Annotated in this window: 13 protein-coding genes; 2 read left to right on the forward strand and 11 right to left on the reverse strand. The window is 67.7% G+C overall.

The annotated features are described in order from the left end of the window. Positions 1 to 81 precede the first annotated feature (81 nt). Positions 82 to 1506: an NAD(P)/FAD-dependent oxidoreductase gene (locus AC0KUR_RS18480; RefSeq protein WP_069706499.1), complete on the reverse strand. Its 1425-nt coding sequence runs from the start codon at positions 1504 to 1506 to the stop codon at positions 82 to 84. A gap of 277 nt (positions 1507 to 1783) precedes the next feature. On the opposite strand from AC0KUR_RS18480, the gene AC0KUR_RS18485 reads away from it, so the two are divergent. Next, positions 1784 to 2431, forward strand: a complete 648-nt coding sequence (locus AC0KUR_RS18485; protein ID WP_034186435.1) for a TetR/AcrR family transcriptional regulator — start codon at positions 1784 to 1786, stop codon at positions 2429 to 2431. Positions 2432 to 2504: 73 nt separating this feature from the next. Here the strand turns inward: AC0KUR_RS18485 and AC0KUR_RS18490 are convergent, their stop codons facing one another. The 4 genes from AC0KUR_RS18490 to edd form a co-directional block, all read right to left on the reverse strand. Then, positions 2505 to 3008, reverse strand: a complete 504-nt coding sequence (locus AC0KUR_RS18490) for a gluconokinase (RefSeq protein ID WP_034186434.1) — start codon at positions 3006 to 3008, stop codon at positions 2505 to 2507. A 13-nt stretch (positions 3009 to 3021) separates the two neighbouring features. Beyond that, complete coding sequence (locus tag AC0KUR_RS18495; protein ID WP_034186433.1) at positions 3022 to 4383, reverse strand: GntP family permease; 1362 nt, start codon at positions 4381 to 4383, stop codon at positions 3022 to 3024. A gap of 219 nt (positions 4384 to 4602) precedes the next feature. Next, positions 4603 to 5229, reverse strand: a complete 627-nt coding sequence (gene eda, locus AC0KUR_RS18500; protein ID WP_034186432.1) for a bifunctional 4-hydroxy-2-oxoglutarate aldolase/2-dehydro-3-deoxy-phosphogluconate aldolase — start codon at positions 5227 to 5229, stop codon at positions 4603 to 4605. A 19-nt stretch (positions 5230 to 5248) separates the two neighbouring features. After that, on the reverse strand, positions 5249 to 7105 hold the full coding sequence (gene edd, locus AC0KUR_RS18505; protein WP_473376274.1) for a phosphogluconate dehydratase: 1857 nt from the start codon (positions 7103 to 7105) through the stop codon (positions 5249 to 5251). 293 nt (positions 7106 to 7398) lie between these two features. On the opposite strand from edd, the gene AC0KUR_RS18510 reads away from it, so the two are divergent. Then, entirely contained in the window at positions 7399 to 8247 is an 849-nt protein-coding gene (locus AC0KUR_RS18510) for a MurR/RpiR family transcriptional regulator (protein WP_021158790.1), read from the forward strand. A gap of 132 nt (positions 8248 to 8379) precedes the next feature. Here AC0KUR_RS18510 and AC0KUR_RS18515 read toward each other — a convergent pair whose 3' ends face one another. The 6 genes from AC0KUR_RS18515 to AC0KUR_RS18540 form a co-directional block, all read right to left on the reverse strand. Next, on the reverse strand, positions 8380 to 8802 hold the full coding sequence (locus AC0KUR_RS18515) for a CopD family protein (protein WP_107938103.1): 423 nt from the start codon (positions 8800 to 8802) through the stop codon (positions 8380 to 8382). Between the two features lie 19 nt (positions 8803 to 8821). Continuing rightward, positions 8822 to 10093, reverse strand: a complete 1272-nt coding sequence (locus AC0KUR_RS18520; RefSeq protein WP_034186430.1) for a glutamate-5-semialdehyde dehydrogenase — start codon at positions 10091 to 10093, stop codon at positions 8822 to 8824. A 167-nt stretch (positions 10094 to 10260) separates the two neighbouring features. Next, a complete protein-coding gene (holA, locus tag AC0KUR_RS18525; RefSeq protein ID WP_034186429.1) occupies positions 10261 to 11355 on the reverse strand; it encodes a DNA polymerase III subunit delta in 1095 nt (364 codons plus the stop codon). An 18-nt stretch (positions 11356 to 11373) separates the two neighbouring features. Beyond that, the gene (locus tag AC0KUR_RS18530) at positions 11374 to 11925 is read right to left on the reverse strand and encodes an LPS-assembly lipoprotein LptE (protein ID WP_034186428.1); all 552 of its coding nucleotides are present in this window, start codon (positions 11923 to 11925) and stop codon (positions 11374 to 11376) included. Positions 11926 to 11963: 38 nt separating this feature from the next. Then, entirely contained in the window at positions 11964 to 14558 is a 2595-nt protein-coding gene (gene leuS / locus AC0KUR_RS18535) for a leucine--tRNA ligase (protein WP_034186427.1), read from the reverse strand. A gap of 181 nt (positions 14559 to 14739) precedes the next feature. Further along, positions 14740 to 15198: an ExbD/TolR family protein gene (locus AC0KUR_RS18540; protein ID WP_034186426.1), complete on the reverse strand. Its 459-nt coding sequence runs from the start codon at positions 15196 to 15198 to the stop codon at positions 14740 to 14742. Between the last annotated feature and the right edge of the window lie 2 nt (positions 15199 to 15200).

Raw genomic sequence — 15200 nt, forward strand, 5'->3', positions numbered from 1 at the left:
CCGGACGAAAAAAAGCCCGATGCGAGCGATTCGCATCGGGCTTTTTCATTGACGGCGCGCGGCAGCCTGAACACCGGACCATCAGAACGAGATCATCCGCCCCGGGTTCAGCGCGCTCATCACGCTCATCGCGGCCTTCGCGGCGGGAATCGCGATCGGCGACAACTGCCGGCCGAGCGGAATCGCGCGGTGATCGATGCCCGTGAGCATCGAGAAATCGTCGTTGCGGCCGACGAAATCGTCGCAGATCGCCTTGCCGATCCGCACCGTCTGCGCGACGCCGTGGCCGCTCCAGCCCTGCACCATGTACATCGGCACGCGGGCGTCGGTCTTGCGGCTGTCGGTGGCGCCGTTCAGCGTGAAGTCGCTGACGCCGCTCCAGCAGTAGTCGAGCGCGATGCGGCCGTCGGTCTGCGGAAACACCGTGTTCAGCCGCGTCAGCAGATACGCGTTGACGTCGGGCTGCGCCCAGCAGGTGCCGGTGCCCTGCCCGCCGAACAGCAGGCGGTTGCCGCGCACCGGCCGGTAGTAGTCGATCTGGAACTGCGTGTCGTACACGGGCATGCCGGCCGGCATCAGCGTCGCGACATCGACGTCGAGCGGCGCCGTCACGCTCACGTAGGTAAAGAACGGCACCGTGGTTGCCGCGCCGTCGTCCAGCAGCCGGAACGTCGTGTTGTGCAGCGCGAGCACGACGCCCTTGCGCGCGGTGATCGTGCCGCCCGGCGTCGTCGCGACGACGCCCGCGGGCGTCTCGTCGAGTTCGAGCACCTCGGTCCCCTCGAACAGCGCGCCGCCGTTCAGCCGGAAGCCGTGCACGAGGCCGCGCACCAGCGCGAGCGGATGGATCTGGCCGCCGATCGCATCGATCGCCGCACCGTGATACAGCCCCGAGCGCACGTATTCGTCGTGCAGCTGATGGCGGCCGACGAGCGTCACGCCCGCGTCGCCGAGATGACGGCGCGCATCCGCGCCGTCGAGCAGCGCGCTCATGTGGCCCGGGTGAACGGCCGCCGTGATGTGGCCGCGCTTGCGGTCGAGGTCGAGCGCGTAGCGCGCGCCGATCGCATCGATCAGGTCCATCGACTCGGCCGACGCGAAGCGCCACAGCCGCTTCGCGTCGTCGTGCGACAGGTGGTCGATCATGTCGGCCGCCTCCCAGCGCGCGAGGCCGGGCGTCAGCTGGCCGCCGTTGCGGCCGGACGCGGCCGAACCGACGTGGTGCTTGTCGACGAGGATCGTGTCGACGCCCGCTTCCGCGAGATGCAGCGCGGCCGATGCGCCGAGCAGCCCCGCGCCGATCACGAGCACGTCGCACACCGCATCGTGCGCGAGCGGCGTGCCGTTCGCATGACGCGACAGCGACGCCTCATACCAGTTGGCCGGGCGCTCGCCGTCGTAGCGAGCCGGGTCGCACCAGTTCCAGTTGTCTTTTTCGATGTTCAGTTGCGTTTGCTCGAAACGCGATTCGCCCTGGATCAGGGGTCGTTGGTGGTTGGACGTCATGATTGCACTTGCATGGTCTTGGGCCGCCTGTCGAATAGCCTTCTGGCTTCGCGGGTGGGGCAGCCGGTTCCACATGGGTGTCAACGAGAAGAGGGGGCGCGATGGCCCGTGTTGACGGCGGGCACGCTCGTGCCGCCTGGATCCCGGACTGTGCGAAAGCACGTCTTGAAAGGTGCCGGGACACCCAATTTCTACACCGCAGAAATAATTCTACAGTGTAGAATAAGCTTTCGTCAAGTTTACGGCCGGTCCCGCACCGGCGTGCCCGCCCGCCTCGATGAAGGACAAACCCGCCCAAGGCCCGCGCGGCCTCGACAAGGACGCGATCGTCGCGGCCGCCCTCGCGCTGCTCGAAGACGTCGGAGAAGCCGCATTCAGCGTGCGCAAGCTCGCGCAGTCGGTCGGCTGCGACCCGATGAGCGTGCTGTATCACTTCAAGTCGAAGGAAGGCCTGAACCGCGCGATCGCGAACGCGCTGTCGCGCTCGCTCGTGCCGGTCGACCCGTCGCTGCCGTGGCGCGAGCGGCTGCGCGACCTCGCGCGCCAGTACCGCGCGCTCGCGCTGCGCTACCCTGCCGCGTTCGCGCTGCTGCAGCGGCACATGAGCACGGGGCCGGCCGACCTCGCACACATCGAGGCCGTGCATCGCGCGCTGACCGACGCCGGCATCCCGCGCGCGGCGCTGCCGGCGGTGTGTGTCGGCTGGTACGCGAGCGTGATCGGGCTCGCTGCCGCCGAAGCCGGCGGCCTCACGCGTGCGGCCAACGACGTCGAACTCGCGGAGATGAACGCGCTGTCCGACGCCGAGCATCCGCTCGTCAGGTCGGCCGCCCCGCTCTATGCGCAGCTGGACCCGGCCGTCGTGCACGACACGATGCTCGACGTGCTGCTCGACGGCATCGCGCGGCGCGCGCACGCGGCCTGACCGGCCGGCTTCGCGCCAACGCAAAAGGCGCCCCGAAGGGCGCCTTTTGCGTGACGATTGCCGAGAACCGCGCTCAATGCTGCTGCGCGGTACCGATCTTCAGCATGACCTGATCGACGATCCGTTCGGGCGTCAGCTCGATGCTGACCTCGATCGCTTCGTCCGGGCCCGGCTCCTCGAGCGTATCGAGCTGGCTCTTCAGCAGCGACGGATCGAAGAAATGGCCGGTGCGGCTCTTCAGGCGCTCCTGCAACACCTCGAACGACCCCTTCAGATACACGAACCGCACATCGGTGTCGGTGCCGCGCAGCACGTCGCGGTACGACCGCTTCAGCGACGAGCACGTGAACACGGCCGTTTCGCCGGCACGCTGCTTTTCCTCGATGGCCGCGCGGATCGTGCGCAGCCACGGCCAGCGGTCGTCGTCGGTCAGCGGAATGCCGTTGTGCATCTTTTCCTTGTTCGCCGCGCTGTGAAACGCGTCGCCATCGGTATAGCTGCACGACAGGCGTTCCGCCAGCATTTCGCCGATCAGCGACTTGCCTGCGCCCGATACGCCCATTGCGATCAGAATCATTGACTACCCCTTGTTACAAAACCATGCTCAGCAGCAGCGTGAAGCCCAGACCAAGCACTGAAATGATGGTTTCGAGCAACGACCAGGTCTTGAACGTCTGACCGACCGTCATCCCGAAGTATTCCTTGATCAGCCAGAAGCCGCCATCGTTCACGTGCGAGAAGATCAGCGAGCCCGAACCGGTGGCCAGCACCAGCAGCTCCGGGCTGACCGTCGTGCCGGCCGCCGCCGCGATCGGCGCGACGATGCCGCAGGCCGTCGTCATCGCGACCGTCGCCGAGCCGGTCGCGAGACGCATCAGCGCCGCGACGAACCAGCCGAGCAGCAGCGGCGACAGATGCGCGTGCTTCGCGGTCTCGACGATCTGCTGCGAGATCCCGCTGTCGCGCAGGACACCGCCGAAGCCGCCACCCGCGCCGACGATCAGCGTGATCCCGGCGATCGGCGCCAGACACTCGCTGCAGAACTTCTGGATCTGGTCGCGGTTGAAACCCTGCAGCTTGCCGAACGTGAAGAAGCTCACGAGCACGGCGATCAGCAGCGCGACGTCCGAGTTGCCGGCGAAGCGCAGCAGGTTGTTCGGCAGCGACTTCGGCGTGAACAGCAGGTCGGCCCAGCTGCCGACGAGCATCAGCACGACGGGCAGCAGGATCGTGAACAGCGTGATGCCGAAGCTCGGCAGTTCGCGCGTGCGGCCGTCCGTGCGCGAATCGACGAATTGCGACGCGAGCGGGTTGTTGTCCGGCAGCTTCACGAACTTCGAGATCGTCAGCGCGAACAGCGGGCCCGCGATGATCGCGGTCGGCACGCCGACGAGCAGGCCGAACGCGATCGTCTTGCCGATATCGGCGCCGTATTGCTGGACAGCCAGCAGCGCGGCCGGGTGCGGCGGGATCAGCCCGTGCACGACCGACAGGCCGGCCACCATCGGCAGGCCGACGACGAGCAGCGACTTGCCGGTGCGCTTCGCGACGTTGAACGCGATCGGGATCAGCAGCACGAAGCCGACTTCGAAGAACACCGGCAGGCCGACGATGATCGCGACGAACATCATCGCCCAGTGGATGTTCTTTTCACCGAACCAGTCGATCAGCGTGGTCGCGATCCGTTCGGCGCCGCCCGATTCGGCCATCATCTTGCCGAGCATCGTGCCGAGGCCGACGACGATCGCAATGTGACCGAGCGTGCCGCCGGTGCCCGTCTCGAACGACTTGACGATCTTGTCCATCGGCATGCCGACGACGAGACCAAGGCCGAGCGAAACGATGATCAGCACCAGGAACGGGTAGATCTTGTAGCGCGCGATCATCAGGATCAGCGCGGCAATCGCGATCAGCGTGAATACGAGCAGCATGCTGCCTTGGACAGCCCCCATGTGGCACTCCTCCTAGAATTGTTCGAACCGGGCGAGCTGTTGCGAGTATGCCCGGCTATGCAGGTCTCCGAAACACGGGGGGTACCCACCCCGTCAGGACGCTGAATTTTACTTATCTTTACGGCCTGCGGATAGAACCGGTTCCATCAGCAAAAACCCTCGGTAAAACAAGCACTAAGCGCTTGCTTCCGAGGGTTCTTTCTTCATTTCATACAAGCATTAGCGCGGCAGCTGGCTCGCGGCTTGCGCGAGGCGCGTGACTTCGGCCCAGTCCTGCGCGGCAAGCGCGGCCTTCGGCGTGAGCCACGAGCCGCCGACGCACACGACGTTCGGCAGTTTCAGGAAATTCGGCGCGGTGTCGACCGTGATGCCGCCGGTCGGGCAGAACTTCAGCGCCGGGAACGGGCCGTGGAACGCCTGCAGCATCGGCACGCCGCCTGCCTGCTGCGCGGGGAAGAACTTCACGATCTCGTAGCCGAATTCAAGCGCCTGGATGATGTCGCTCGGCGTCATCACGCCCGGCAGCAGCGGCAGGCCCGCGTCGAGCGACGCGAGGTGCAGGTCCTTCGTCAGGCCCGGCGACACGCCGAACTTCGCGCCGGCGCGCTTCGCCTGCGCGCAGTGCTCGGGTTTCGTGATCGTGCCGACGCCGACGACGATGTCGTCCGCGAGCTGGCTCGCGCGCTGGATCGCCTCCAGGCCGGCCGGCGTGCGCAGCGTGATCTCGAGTACCTTCACGCCGCCTGCGTGCAGCGCGCGCGACACGTGTTCGCCCTGCTCGACCGAGTCGAATGCGAGCACCGGAATGACCGGGCCCAGCTTCACGATTTCAGCAATCGTCTTCATTGAATTGGCTCCTTGAAATTCATGCGGCGACGTGGACGGCCGTTTCGCCGACCAGCGTCCCGAAAACCGATGCGCCCTGCTCGGCCGGCGCCGCGGCCGCGCGGAACACGCCGAACAGTTCACGCCCGAAGCCGACCTCGTTCTCGGCCTGGTGCAGCGGCTGCGCGACCGGGCGCGCATGCCACTCGGCGTCGTCGATCTCGATGTCGAGCACGCCGGCTTCCGCGTCGATCACCAGCGTATCGCCCGTCTTCACCTTGCCCAGCGGGCCGGCCAGCAGCGCTTCCGGCGACACGTGGATCACGGCCGGCACCTTGCCCGACGCGCCCGACATGCGGCCGTCGGTCACCAGCGCGACGTGGAAACCCTGATCCTGCAGCACGCCGAGCAGCGGCGTCAAACGGTGCAGCTCGGGCATCCCGTTCGCGCGCGCGCCCTGGAAGCGCACGACCGCGACGAAATCGCGCTTCAGCTCGCCGCGATCGAACGCTTCCTGCACGGCTTCCTGCGAATCGAACACGATCGCGGGCGCCGTCACCTTGCGGTGCTCGGGCGCGACCGCCGAAATCTTGATCACGCCGCGGCCGAGCCGGCCCTGCATCAGGCGCAGGCCGCCGTCCGGCTGGAACGGGTCGCGGATGCCGCGCAGCACCTTCGTGTCGTGGCTCTCGGCCGCGCCGTCGACCCACGTCAGCTTGCCGTCGATCAGCTTCGGCTCCTTCGTGTAGTGCGACAGTCCCTTGCCGGCGACCGTCGTCACGTCCTCGTGCAGCAGGCCGCCGTCGAGCAGGTTGCGCACCAGGAACGCGACGCCGCCCGCCGCGTGGAAGTGGTTCACGTCGGCCTTGCCGTTCGGGTAGATCTTCGCGAGCAGCGGCACGACGGCCGACAGTTCGTCGAAGTCGTTCCAGTCGATCAGGATGCCGGCCGCGCGCGCGATCGCGACGAGGTGCAGCGTGTGGTTGGTCGAGCCGCCCGTCGCGAGCAGCGCGACGATGCCGTTGACGATCGCCTTCTCGTCGATCACATGGCCGATCGGCGTGTAATGGCCGCGCTCGACGGTCAGGTCGAGCACGCGGCGCGCGGCCTCGGCCGTCAGCGCGGTGCGCAGCGGCGTGTGCGGATGAACGAAGGCCGAGCCCGGCAGGTGCAGGCCCATCAGCTCCATCAGCATCTGGTTGCTGTTCGCCGTGCCGTAGAACGTGCAGGTGCCGTGGCCGTGATACGCGGCCGATTCGGCTTCGAGCAGCGCGTCGCGGCCGACCTGGCCGGTCGCGAACTGCTGGCGGATCTTCGCCTTGTCGTCGTTCGACAGGCCGCTCGTCATCGGGCCGGCCGGCACGAAGATCGTCGGCAGGTGGCCGAACTGCAGCGCGCCGATCAGGAGGCCCGGCACGATCTTGTCGCAGATGCCCAGGCACAGCGCCGCGTCGAACATGTTGTGCGTGAGCGCGATCGCCGTGCCCATCGCGATCGCTTCGCGCGAGAACAGCGACAGCTCCATCCCCGGGTTGCCCTGCGTGACGCCGTCGCACATCGCCGGCACGCCGCCGGCGAACTGCGCGACCCCGCCGTTCTCGCGCGCGGCCGCCTTGATGATCTCGGGGAAATCCTTGTACGGCGCATGCGCGGACAGCATCTCGTTGTACGAGGACACGATGCCGATGTTCGGCTCGCGAATCGCCTTGATCGAGAACTTGTCGTTGCCTTCGAGGCCCGCGAAGCCGTGCGCGAGGTTCGCGCACGACAGCGCGCCGCGTGCCGGGAACTTGCCCTGCGCGCCGTCGATGCGCTGCAGATAGGCGGAACGGGTCGATTGGCTGCGGGCGATCACGCGTTCGGTGACCTTCGCCAGGGTGGGGTGCAGCGACGTCATGCTGGGCGCTCCTGTATGCCGGCCGACACCGGCGGTTGGAATCGTGGGGACGGTCGAGTGCGTCGACCGAACGAAGCCAGTCTAGTAGAAAAACTACAAGCACGCAATGCGGATCGACAGCCGCACAACCCTTATTCCCGCCACCAGCAAGGCTTAAACTAGTGAAAACCCTAATTTCACCTGCCATCACCTCATCAGAAGCACCACAATGACGCTAGTAATTTCATGTAGATTTTCTACAATTCGATTGCGATACACTCGCTCATCCGAACCCGATTTTCACGTACCGCCCCATGCTGCCTCGCATTGAAGCGATCCGCGCCGAGTTGCGCCCGTCCGAGCGCAAGCTCGCCGACTACATCCTCGCCGCGCCGCGCGAGGTGCTCGACCTCGCGATGACCGAGCTGTCGACGCGCGCGGGCGTCAGCCAGCCGACCATCGCCCGCTTCTGCCAGGCGCTCGGCTGCAGCGGCTTTCGCGAATTCAAGATCCGGCTCGCACAGAGCGTCGCGCCGGGCGTGTCGTCGGTCTACCGCGACGTCGAGCCCGACGAACCGGCGCCCGGCATCATCGGCAAGGTGTTCGACCGCACGATCGGCGCGCTGATCGAAGTACGCAACAGCCTGTCCGCCGGCAGCGTCGCCGAGGCGATCGCGCTGCTGTCGAACGCGTCGCGGATCGAGTTCTACGGCGCCGGCGGCTCGGGCATCGCCGCGCAGGACATCCAGCACAAGTTCTTCCGGCTCGGCGTGCCGAGCGTCGCGTACTCGGATCCGCACACGTTCTCGATGTCGTCCGCGCTGCTCGGGCCGCACGACGTCGTCGTCGCGATCTCGAACACCGGCCGCACGCGCGACATCGTCGACGCCGCGCGCTCCGCGCTCGCGTGCGGCGCGAAGGTCGTCGCGATCACGCAGAGCCATTCGCCGCTCGCGAAGCTCGCGACCGTGAGCCTCGCGTCGAACGTTGCCGAGGAAACGGACGTGTTCTCGCCGATGACGTCGCGGATGTCGCACCTCGCGATCGGCGACATCCTCGCGGTCGGCGTGGCGCTGTCGCGCGGCCCCGCGCTGATGGAACGGGTCGGCCGCGCGAAGGAAGCGATTACGCGGCGCCGGATCGACGACGGCACGAAGGATTGACGGCGCGTGGCGGTCGGCCGGCGCATGACCGGCGCATCAGCCGGCACGTAACACGCACGTCAACGACAAACGGCGCCCCGAGGGGCGCCGTCGCGCAGGGGTCCGCACCGGCCACCGCGCCGGCCGCGCCGCTCAGAACGGCTTGATCACGACCAGTGCGACCGCGGCAAGCATGCCGAGCACCGGCAGTTCGTTGAACACGCGATACCACTTGTCGGTACGCTTGTTCTCGCCGCGCTCGAACACTTTCAACAAGTGCCCGCAGTACGCGTGGTAGATCACGAGCAGCAGCACGACCGTCACCTTCGCATGGATCCAGCCCTGCCCCTGCCCGATGCCGATCACGAGCCACAGCCACAGCCCGCAGGCCAGCGCCGGCACCGCGATCATCGTCATGAAGCGGAACAGCTTGCGCGCCATCAGCAGTAGGCGGCGTACCGCGGCCGGATCGGTCTCCATGGCCAGGTTCACGTAGATGCGCGGCAGGTAGAAGAGCCCCGCGAACCACGCGGCGATCAGAACGATATGGAACGTCTTGACCCAGAGCATTGCCATTGGTGGTGCGCCTCGCGGGTTACTGGCGGCCTTCGCCGTGTCCGAGCACGACGTACTTCAGCGACGTCAGCCCTTCCAGGCCGACGGGGCCGCGTGCGTGCAGCTTGTCGTTCGAGATGCCGATTTCCGCGCCGAGGCCGAACTCGAAGCCGTCCGCGAAGCGGGTCGACGCGTTGACCATCACGCTCGCGGAATCGACCTCGCGCAGGAAACGCATCGCGCGGTCGTGATCCTCGGTAACGATCGCATCGGTGTGATGCGAGCCGTAGTGGTTGATGTGCTCGATCGCGGCGTCGAGGCCGTCGACGACCTTGATCGCGAGCACCGGCGCGAGATATTCGGTATGCCAGTCTTCTTCGGTCGCGTCGACGAGCGGACCGACGCCCGCATCGGCGAGCACCGCGCGCGCGGCCGCATCGACGCGCAGCTCGACCTGCTTGTCGCGATACAGCTTGCCGAGCGGCGGCAGCAGCGCAGCCGCGATGCCGCCCGACACGAGCAGCGTCTCCATCGTGTTGCAGGTGCCGTAGCGGTGCGTCTTCGCGTTGTCGCAGACGGTCAGCGCCTTGGCGAGATCGGCGCGATCGTCGACGTACACGTGGCAGATGCCGTCGAGGTGCTTGATCATCGGCACGCGCGCCTCGTTGATCAGGCGCTCGATCAGGCTCTTGCCGCCGCGCGGCACGATCACGTCGACGTATTCGGTCATCGTGATCAGCTTGCCGACCGCCGCGCGATCGGCCGTCGCGACGACCTGCACCGCGTCCTGCGGCAGGCCGGCCGCCTCGAGCCCTTCACCGATCAGCTTCGCGAGCGCCGCGTTCGATTCGAGCGCTTCGGAGCCGCCGCGCAGGATCGTCGCGTTGCCCGACTTCAGGCACAGCGCGGCCGCGTCGATCGTCACGTTCGGGCGCGATTCGTAGATGATGCCGATCACGCCGAGCGGCACGCGCATCTGGCCGACCTGGATCCCGCTCGGGCGATACTTGAGGTTGCCGATCTCGCCGATCGGATCGGCGAGCGACGCGACCTGGCGCAGCCCTTCGACCATCGTTTTCAGCGCCTTGTCCGACAGCGTCAGGCGGTCGACGAACGCTGCATCGAGCCCCTTTTCACGGGCGCGGGCGACGTCGCGCGCATTCGCGTCCTTCAGCACCTGCGCGTCGCGTTCGATCGCGCGGGCCACCGCGTCGAGCGCCGCGTTCTTCGCGGCCGTGCTGGCGCGCGCCATCGCGCGGGAAGCGTGCCGGGCGCGACGGCCCAGGTCGGTCATGTACTGATCGATATCCATCGTGTGACTCGAGAAGCGAGCCGCGCGGAGCGGCATGAATTCGTGGGGGAGCGCGCGGACGGCCATCCGGGGCGGCCATCCGCGCCAGGCCGCGGCAGACACGCCGCGCCGGCAATCGAAATATTGTAAGCGGGTTGCGCCGTGCGCGCTGACGGCCCGGACGGGACCTAGCGTCGCACGCGACCCGCGGTCGGCGGTCGTTCGCCGCGCGCGCCCGCGACCGTCATCGCGAGCTGGAACAGCCCGTCCCACGGATCGGGCGGCGGCTCGTCCTGCGTGCGGCGGCCCGGCACGACGGCCGTGAGCCCCTTGACCTGCCGGTCGAGCTTCGCGGCGAACGCGAGCGCCTTCTCGAGCACGCCTTCCGACACGCGGTTCAGCGCGGGGCCGATCAGCCGCTCGCGCGGCCCCCATACGCGGTTCTCGCGCAGCAGCGTCGCCAGCGGCTTGCCGGCCGTCGCGCCGCGCTTGATCCGCAGCAGCGTGCGCAGTTCCTCGACGACGGCCCACATCACGAGCACGATCGCCTCGCCCTCGCCCTTCAGCCCGTCGATCATCCGAGCGAGCCGCGCGGCGTCGCCGGCGAGCATCGCTTCGTTCAGCTTGAAGACGTCGTAGCGCGCGACGTTCAGCACCGCGTCGTGCACCTGCTCGAACGACAGCGTCCCTTGCGGATACAGCAGCCCGAGCTTCTGGATTTCCTGGTGCGCGGCGAGCAGGTTGCCTTCGACGCGCTCGGCAATGAACTGCAGCGCGCGCCGCCCGTCGTCGCCGGGCGCGGCCCGCTGGCCCTGCATCGCGAGACGCTGGCCGATCCAGTTCGGCAGTTGCGCGCGATCGACCGGATCGATCTTCAGCGCGACGCCGCCGTTCTGCAGCGCGGTAAACCACGCGGATTTCTGCGTGGCCGCATCGAGACGCGGCAACGTGACGAGCATCAGCGCGTCGGGATTGGGCGCGGCCGCGAGCGTCTTCAGCGCATCGGCGCCTTCCTTGCCGGGCTTGCCCGACGGAATGCGCAGCTCGATCAGCTGGCGCTCACCGAACAGCGACATCGCCTGGGTCGCGCCGAGCAGCACGCTCCAGTCGAAGCCGCGCTCGACCGTATGCACCGAACGCTCGGTGAAGCCGGCCGCGCGTGCGGCCGCACGAATGCGGTCGCACGCTTCCTGCGCGAGCAGCGGCTCGTCGCCGTAGACGGTATAGAGCCCGGCCAACCCCTTCGCGAGGTGCGGCTCCAGCGCATCAAGTCGCAATTGCATCGCTACGTGCGCCGTCGATCAGAGCGGCGGCGGCGGCAGCGGCGCGCGCGGCGCGACACCCGGCACCACGTCCTCCGGCGCCGGCGTCAGCGAATGGACGATCGCGAGACGTCGCATCAGCTGGTCGACCGCGTCGTTCTGCATGTCGCCGTACAGGATGTCGGCTTCCTGCGCCTTCGCGTTCGTGTACTGGTCGCTGTACGTCATCGCGCGGTTCAGCGCGATCGCGCTCGGCGGGATCAGCACGGTGCCGTCCTTGCTCGTCAGCGTGTAGTTCAGCGTATAGAACAGCGCGTATTCCTGCGCCGAGCCGAACTTGTTGAGCGTCAGCGTGTTCTGCCCACGCGACTCCCACATGCGCAGCACGGCGTCGGCGTCGTCCGCCGACTTGACGATCTTCGTGTCGCTGCCGGCCTCGACGAGGCGCGTGAGACGCGCCTCGACGGGCGCCGGCGCACCGGCCACCAGCAGGTGCTTGAACGCGTAGTCCTGCTGGCCGCGCAACTGGAAGCCGCATGCCGACAGCGCGACCGCGCTGCCGACGAGCATCAAAAACGATCTGCGGATCACCTTCGCTCCTTCTGGGTACGTCCGACGGCCGGCGGCCGTCAGACGACGATGTTCACGAGGCGGCCCGGCACGACGACGATCTTCTTCGCCGGCTTGCCGTCGCTGAACTTCGCGAATGCTTCGTCGGCCACCGCCGCGGCTTCGATCGCCTCGCGGCTCGCGTCCTTCGCCACCTTCAGCGCGCCGCGCACCTTGCCGTTCACCTGCAGCACGAGTTCGATCTCGGCCTGCTCGAGCGCGGCCTCGTCGACCTTCGGCCACGGCGCGTCGAGCAGCGGGCCGAATTCGTCCGCGTAGCCGAGTGCCTTCCACAGCTCGAACGTGACGTGCGGCACGACCGGGTACAACACGCGCAGCAGCACGCCGTACGCTTCGCGCAGCACGCCGGGCGTCGCGCCCTTCGCGCCGTCGATCGCGTTCAGCATCTTCATCGCGGCCGACACGACCGTGTTGTACTGCAGGCGCTGGTAGTCGAAATCGGCCTGCTTCAGCACGCTGTAGATCTCGCGGCGCAGCGCCTTGTCGGCTTCGCCGAGCGCGGCTGCATCGAAGCCCGCGCGCGCGGCGAGCGCCTCGCGGTTGCCGTAGCCGAAGCTCCACACGCGGCGCAGGAAGCGGCTCGCGCCTTCGACGCCCGCGCCCGACCATTCGAGCTGCTGCTCGGGCGGTGCGGCGAACATCGTGAACAGGCGCGCGGTGTCGGCGCCGTACAGGTCGATCAGCACCTGCGGATCGACGCCGTTGTTCTTCGACTTCGACATCTTCTCGATGCCGCCGAGCACGACCGGCTGGCCGTCCGTATTCAGCGTCGCGCCGACCGGGCGGCCCTTGTCGTCGTGCGTGACCGTCACGTCGGCCGGGTTGTACCAGGTCTTCTTGCCCGAAGCGTCCTCGCGGTAGAACGTCTCGTTCAGCACCATCCCCTGCGTGAGCAGGTTCTTCGCCGGCTCGCCGAACTTCACGAGGCCGAGGTCGCGCATCACCTTGGTCCAGAAGCGCGAATACAGCAGGTGCAGGATCGCGTGCTCGATGCCGCCGATGTATTGGTCCATCGGCATCCAGTAATCGGTGCGTGCGTCGACCATCGTGTCGGCGTCCGGCGCCGTGTAGCGCGAGAAGTACCACGACGAATCGACGAACGTGTCCATCGTGTCGGTTTCGCGCTTCGCGGCCGCGCCGCACTTCGGGCACGAACAGTTCAGGAACGCTTCCGACTTCGCGAGCGGGTTGCCCGAGCCGTCCGGCACGAGGTCTTCCGGCAGCACGACCGGCAGGTCCTGTTCCGGCACCGGCACGTCGCCGCACGACGGGCAGTGGATGATCGGGATCGGCGTGCCCCAGTAGCGCTGGCGCGATACGCCCCAGTCGCGCAGGCGCCACGTGACCTGCTTGTCGCCGAAGCCGCCGGCGTTCAGGTCGGCCGCGACCGCGTCGACCGCTTCCGCGTAGCGCAGGCCGTCGTACTTGCCGCTGTTCACGCAGACCGCGGTTTCCTTGTCGCCGTACCACTCCTGCCATGCGTCGAGCGAGTACGTCTGGCCTTCGGCCGAGATCACCTGCTTGATCGGCAGGTCGTACTTCTTCGCGAACGCGAAGTCGCGCTCGTCGTGGCCCGGCACGCCCATCACCGCGCCTTCGCCATAGCTCATCAGCACGTAGTTGCCGATCCACACCTCGACCGGCTCGCCGGTCAGCGGGTGCTTGACCGAGAAGCCCGTCGCGACGCCCTTCTTTTCCATCGTCGCGACGTCGGCTTCGGCGACGCCGCCGCGCTTGCATTCGTCGATGAACGCGAGCAGTTCCGGCTTGTCCTGCGCCAGACGCGTGGCGAGCGGGTGCTCGGCCGCGATCGCGCAGAACGTGACGCCCATGATCGTGTCGGCGCGCGTCGTGAACACGCGCAGCAGCTTCTGCTCGCCGTCGAGTTCGTACGGGAAGCCGAAGTTCACGCCGAAGCTCTTGCCGATCCAGTTCTGCTGCATGATCTTCACGCGCTCGGGCCAGCCGAGGCCGTCGAGGTCGTTCAGCAGTTCATCGGCGTACTGCGTGATGCGCAGGTAGTACATCGGGATCTCGCGCTTCTCGACGAGCGCGCCCGAGCGCCAGCCGCGCCCGTCGATCACCTGCTCGTTCGCGAGCACGGTCTGGTCGACCGGGTCCCAGTTCACGGTGCCCGTCTTCTTGTACGCGATGCCCTTCTCGAGCATCTTCAGGAACAGCCACTGGTTCCACTTGTAGTAGTCGGGCTTGCACGTCGCGATCTCGCGCGACCAGTCGATCGCGAGGCCCATCGACTGCATCTGGCCCTTCATGTAGTCGATGTTGTCGTAGGTCCACTTCGCGGGCGGCACGCCGTTCGCCATCGCGGCGTTCTCGGCCGGCATCCCGAACGCGTCCCAGCCCATCGGCATCAGCGTGTTGTAGCCGTTCATCCGCAGATAGCGGTACATCACGTCGTTGATCGTGTAGTTGCGCACGTGACCCATGTGCAGCTTGCCGGACGGGTACGGCAGCATCGACACGCAGTAGAACTTCGGCTTCTGCGAATCTTCCTGCGTCTTGTAGGCATCGGCTGCGCGCCAGTCGCCCTGGGCGGCGGCTTCGACGTCGGCGGGTACGTATCTTTCGTGCATGGTGTGGTTCGGGCTAGGCTTTAAGCGGCGCGACGGCTCGCGCGCAGAAGTGGATCGAAAGGCGTGCATGCCCGGCGCGGGAACAGGCGGGCTGTTGCCGGACCGGGAAAAACGACGATTATACCGCCCGCGCCGGCCCGCACGGCCGGTCTCGCGGGCCGGGGCCCGCAACCGGGGCGCGTCAGGGTTTCGCCGGGGCGGCGGCCGGCGCGGCGGCGCCCGCCTGCGGCGGCACGTCGGTCACGAAACCGATCCGCGTGAGGCCCGCGGCCTGCGCGGCGCCCATCACCTGCGCGATCACGTCGTAGCGCGTCGCGCGCGACGCGCGCAGCCGCAGCTCCGGCGGCGCGGCGCCCGCGGCGGCGGCCCGGAAGCGCGCGGGCAGCGCGTCGAGCGCGACGGGCGCGTCGTCCCAGTACAGCTTGCCGGCGTCGTCGATCGACAAGGTGACGGATAACGGCGTGTCGCGCGCGACGCTGGCCGCGACCTTCGGCAGGTCGAGCCGGATCGCGTGCGTCATCAGCGGCGCGGTGATGATGAAGATGACGAGCAGCACGAGCATCACGTCGATCAGCGGCGTCATGTTGATCTCCGCCATCGGCGCGGACGTCTTGTGGTGCTCGAGCCCGCCGAATGCCATGG

This window comes from Burkholderia sp. YHN3-13 (assembly GCF_055810675.1).

What these genes read in the sequence shown, in the direction of transcription:
- edd (WP_473376274.1), bottom strand. Translation starts at nt 7,105, where the DNA reads ATGACGTCGCTGCACCCCACCCTGGCGAAGGTCACCGAACGCGTGATC.
- AC0KUR_RS18515 (WP_107938103.1), bottom strand. Translation starts at nt 8,802, where the DNA reads ATGGCAATGCTCTGGGTCAAGACGTTCCATATCGTTCTGATCGCCGCG.
- AC0KUR_RS18540 (WP_034186426.1), bottom strand. Translation starts at nt 15,198, where the DNA reads ATGGCATTCGGCGGGCTCGAGCACCACAAGACGTCCGCGCCGATGGCG.
- eda (WP_034186432.1), bottom strand. Translation starts at nt 5,229, where the DNA reads ATGAAGACGATTGCTGAAATCGTGAAGCTGGGCCCGGTCATTCCGGTG.
- AC0KUR_RS18480 (WP_069706499.1), bottom strand. Translation starts at nt 1,506, where the DNA reads ATGACGTCCAACCACCAACGACCCCTGATCCAGGGCGAATCGCGTTTC.
- holA (WP_034186429.1), bottom strand. Translation starts at nt 11,355, where the DNA reads ATGCAATTGCGACTTGATGCGCTGGAGCCGCACCTCGCGAAGGGGTTG.
- AC0KUR_RS18510 (WP_021158790.1), top strand. Translation starts at nt 7,399, where the DNA reads ATGCTGCCTCGCATTGAAGCGATCCGCGCCGAGTTGCGCCCGTCCGAG.
- AC0KUR_RS18485 (WP_034186435.1), top strand. Translation starts at nt 1,784, where the DNA reads ATGAAGGACAAACCCGCCCAAGGCCCGCGCGGCCTCGACAAGGACGCG.
- AC0KUR_RS18520 (WP_034186430.1), bottom strand. Translation starts at nt 10,093, where the DNA reads ATGGATATCGATCAGTACATGACCGACCTGGGCCGTCGCGCCCGGCAC.
- leuS (WP_034186427.1), bottom strand. Translation starts at nt 14,558, where the DNA reads ATGCACGAAAGATACGTACCCGCCGACGTCGAAGCCGCCGCCCAGGGC.
- AC0KUR_RS18490 (WP_034186434.1), bottom strand. Translation starts at nt 3,008, where the DNA reads ATGATTCTGATCGCAATGGGCGTATCGGGCGCAGGCAAGTCGCTGATC.
- AC0KUR_RS18495 (WP_034186433.1), bottom strand. Translation starts at nt 4,383, where the DNA reads ATGGGGGCTGTCCAAGGCAGCATGCTGCTCGTATTCACGCTGATCGCG.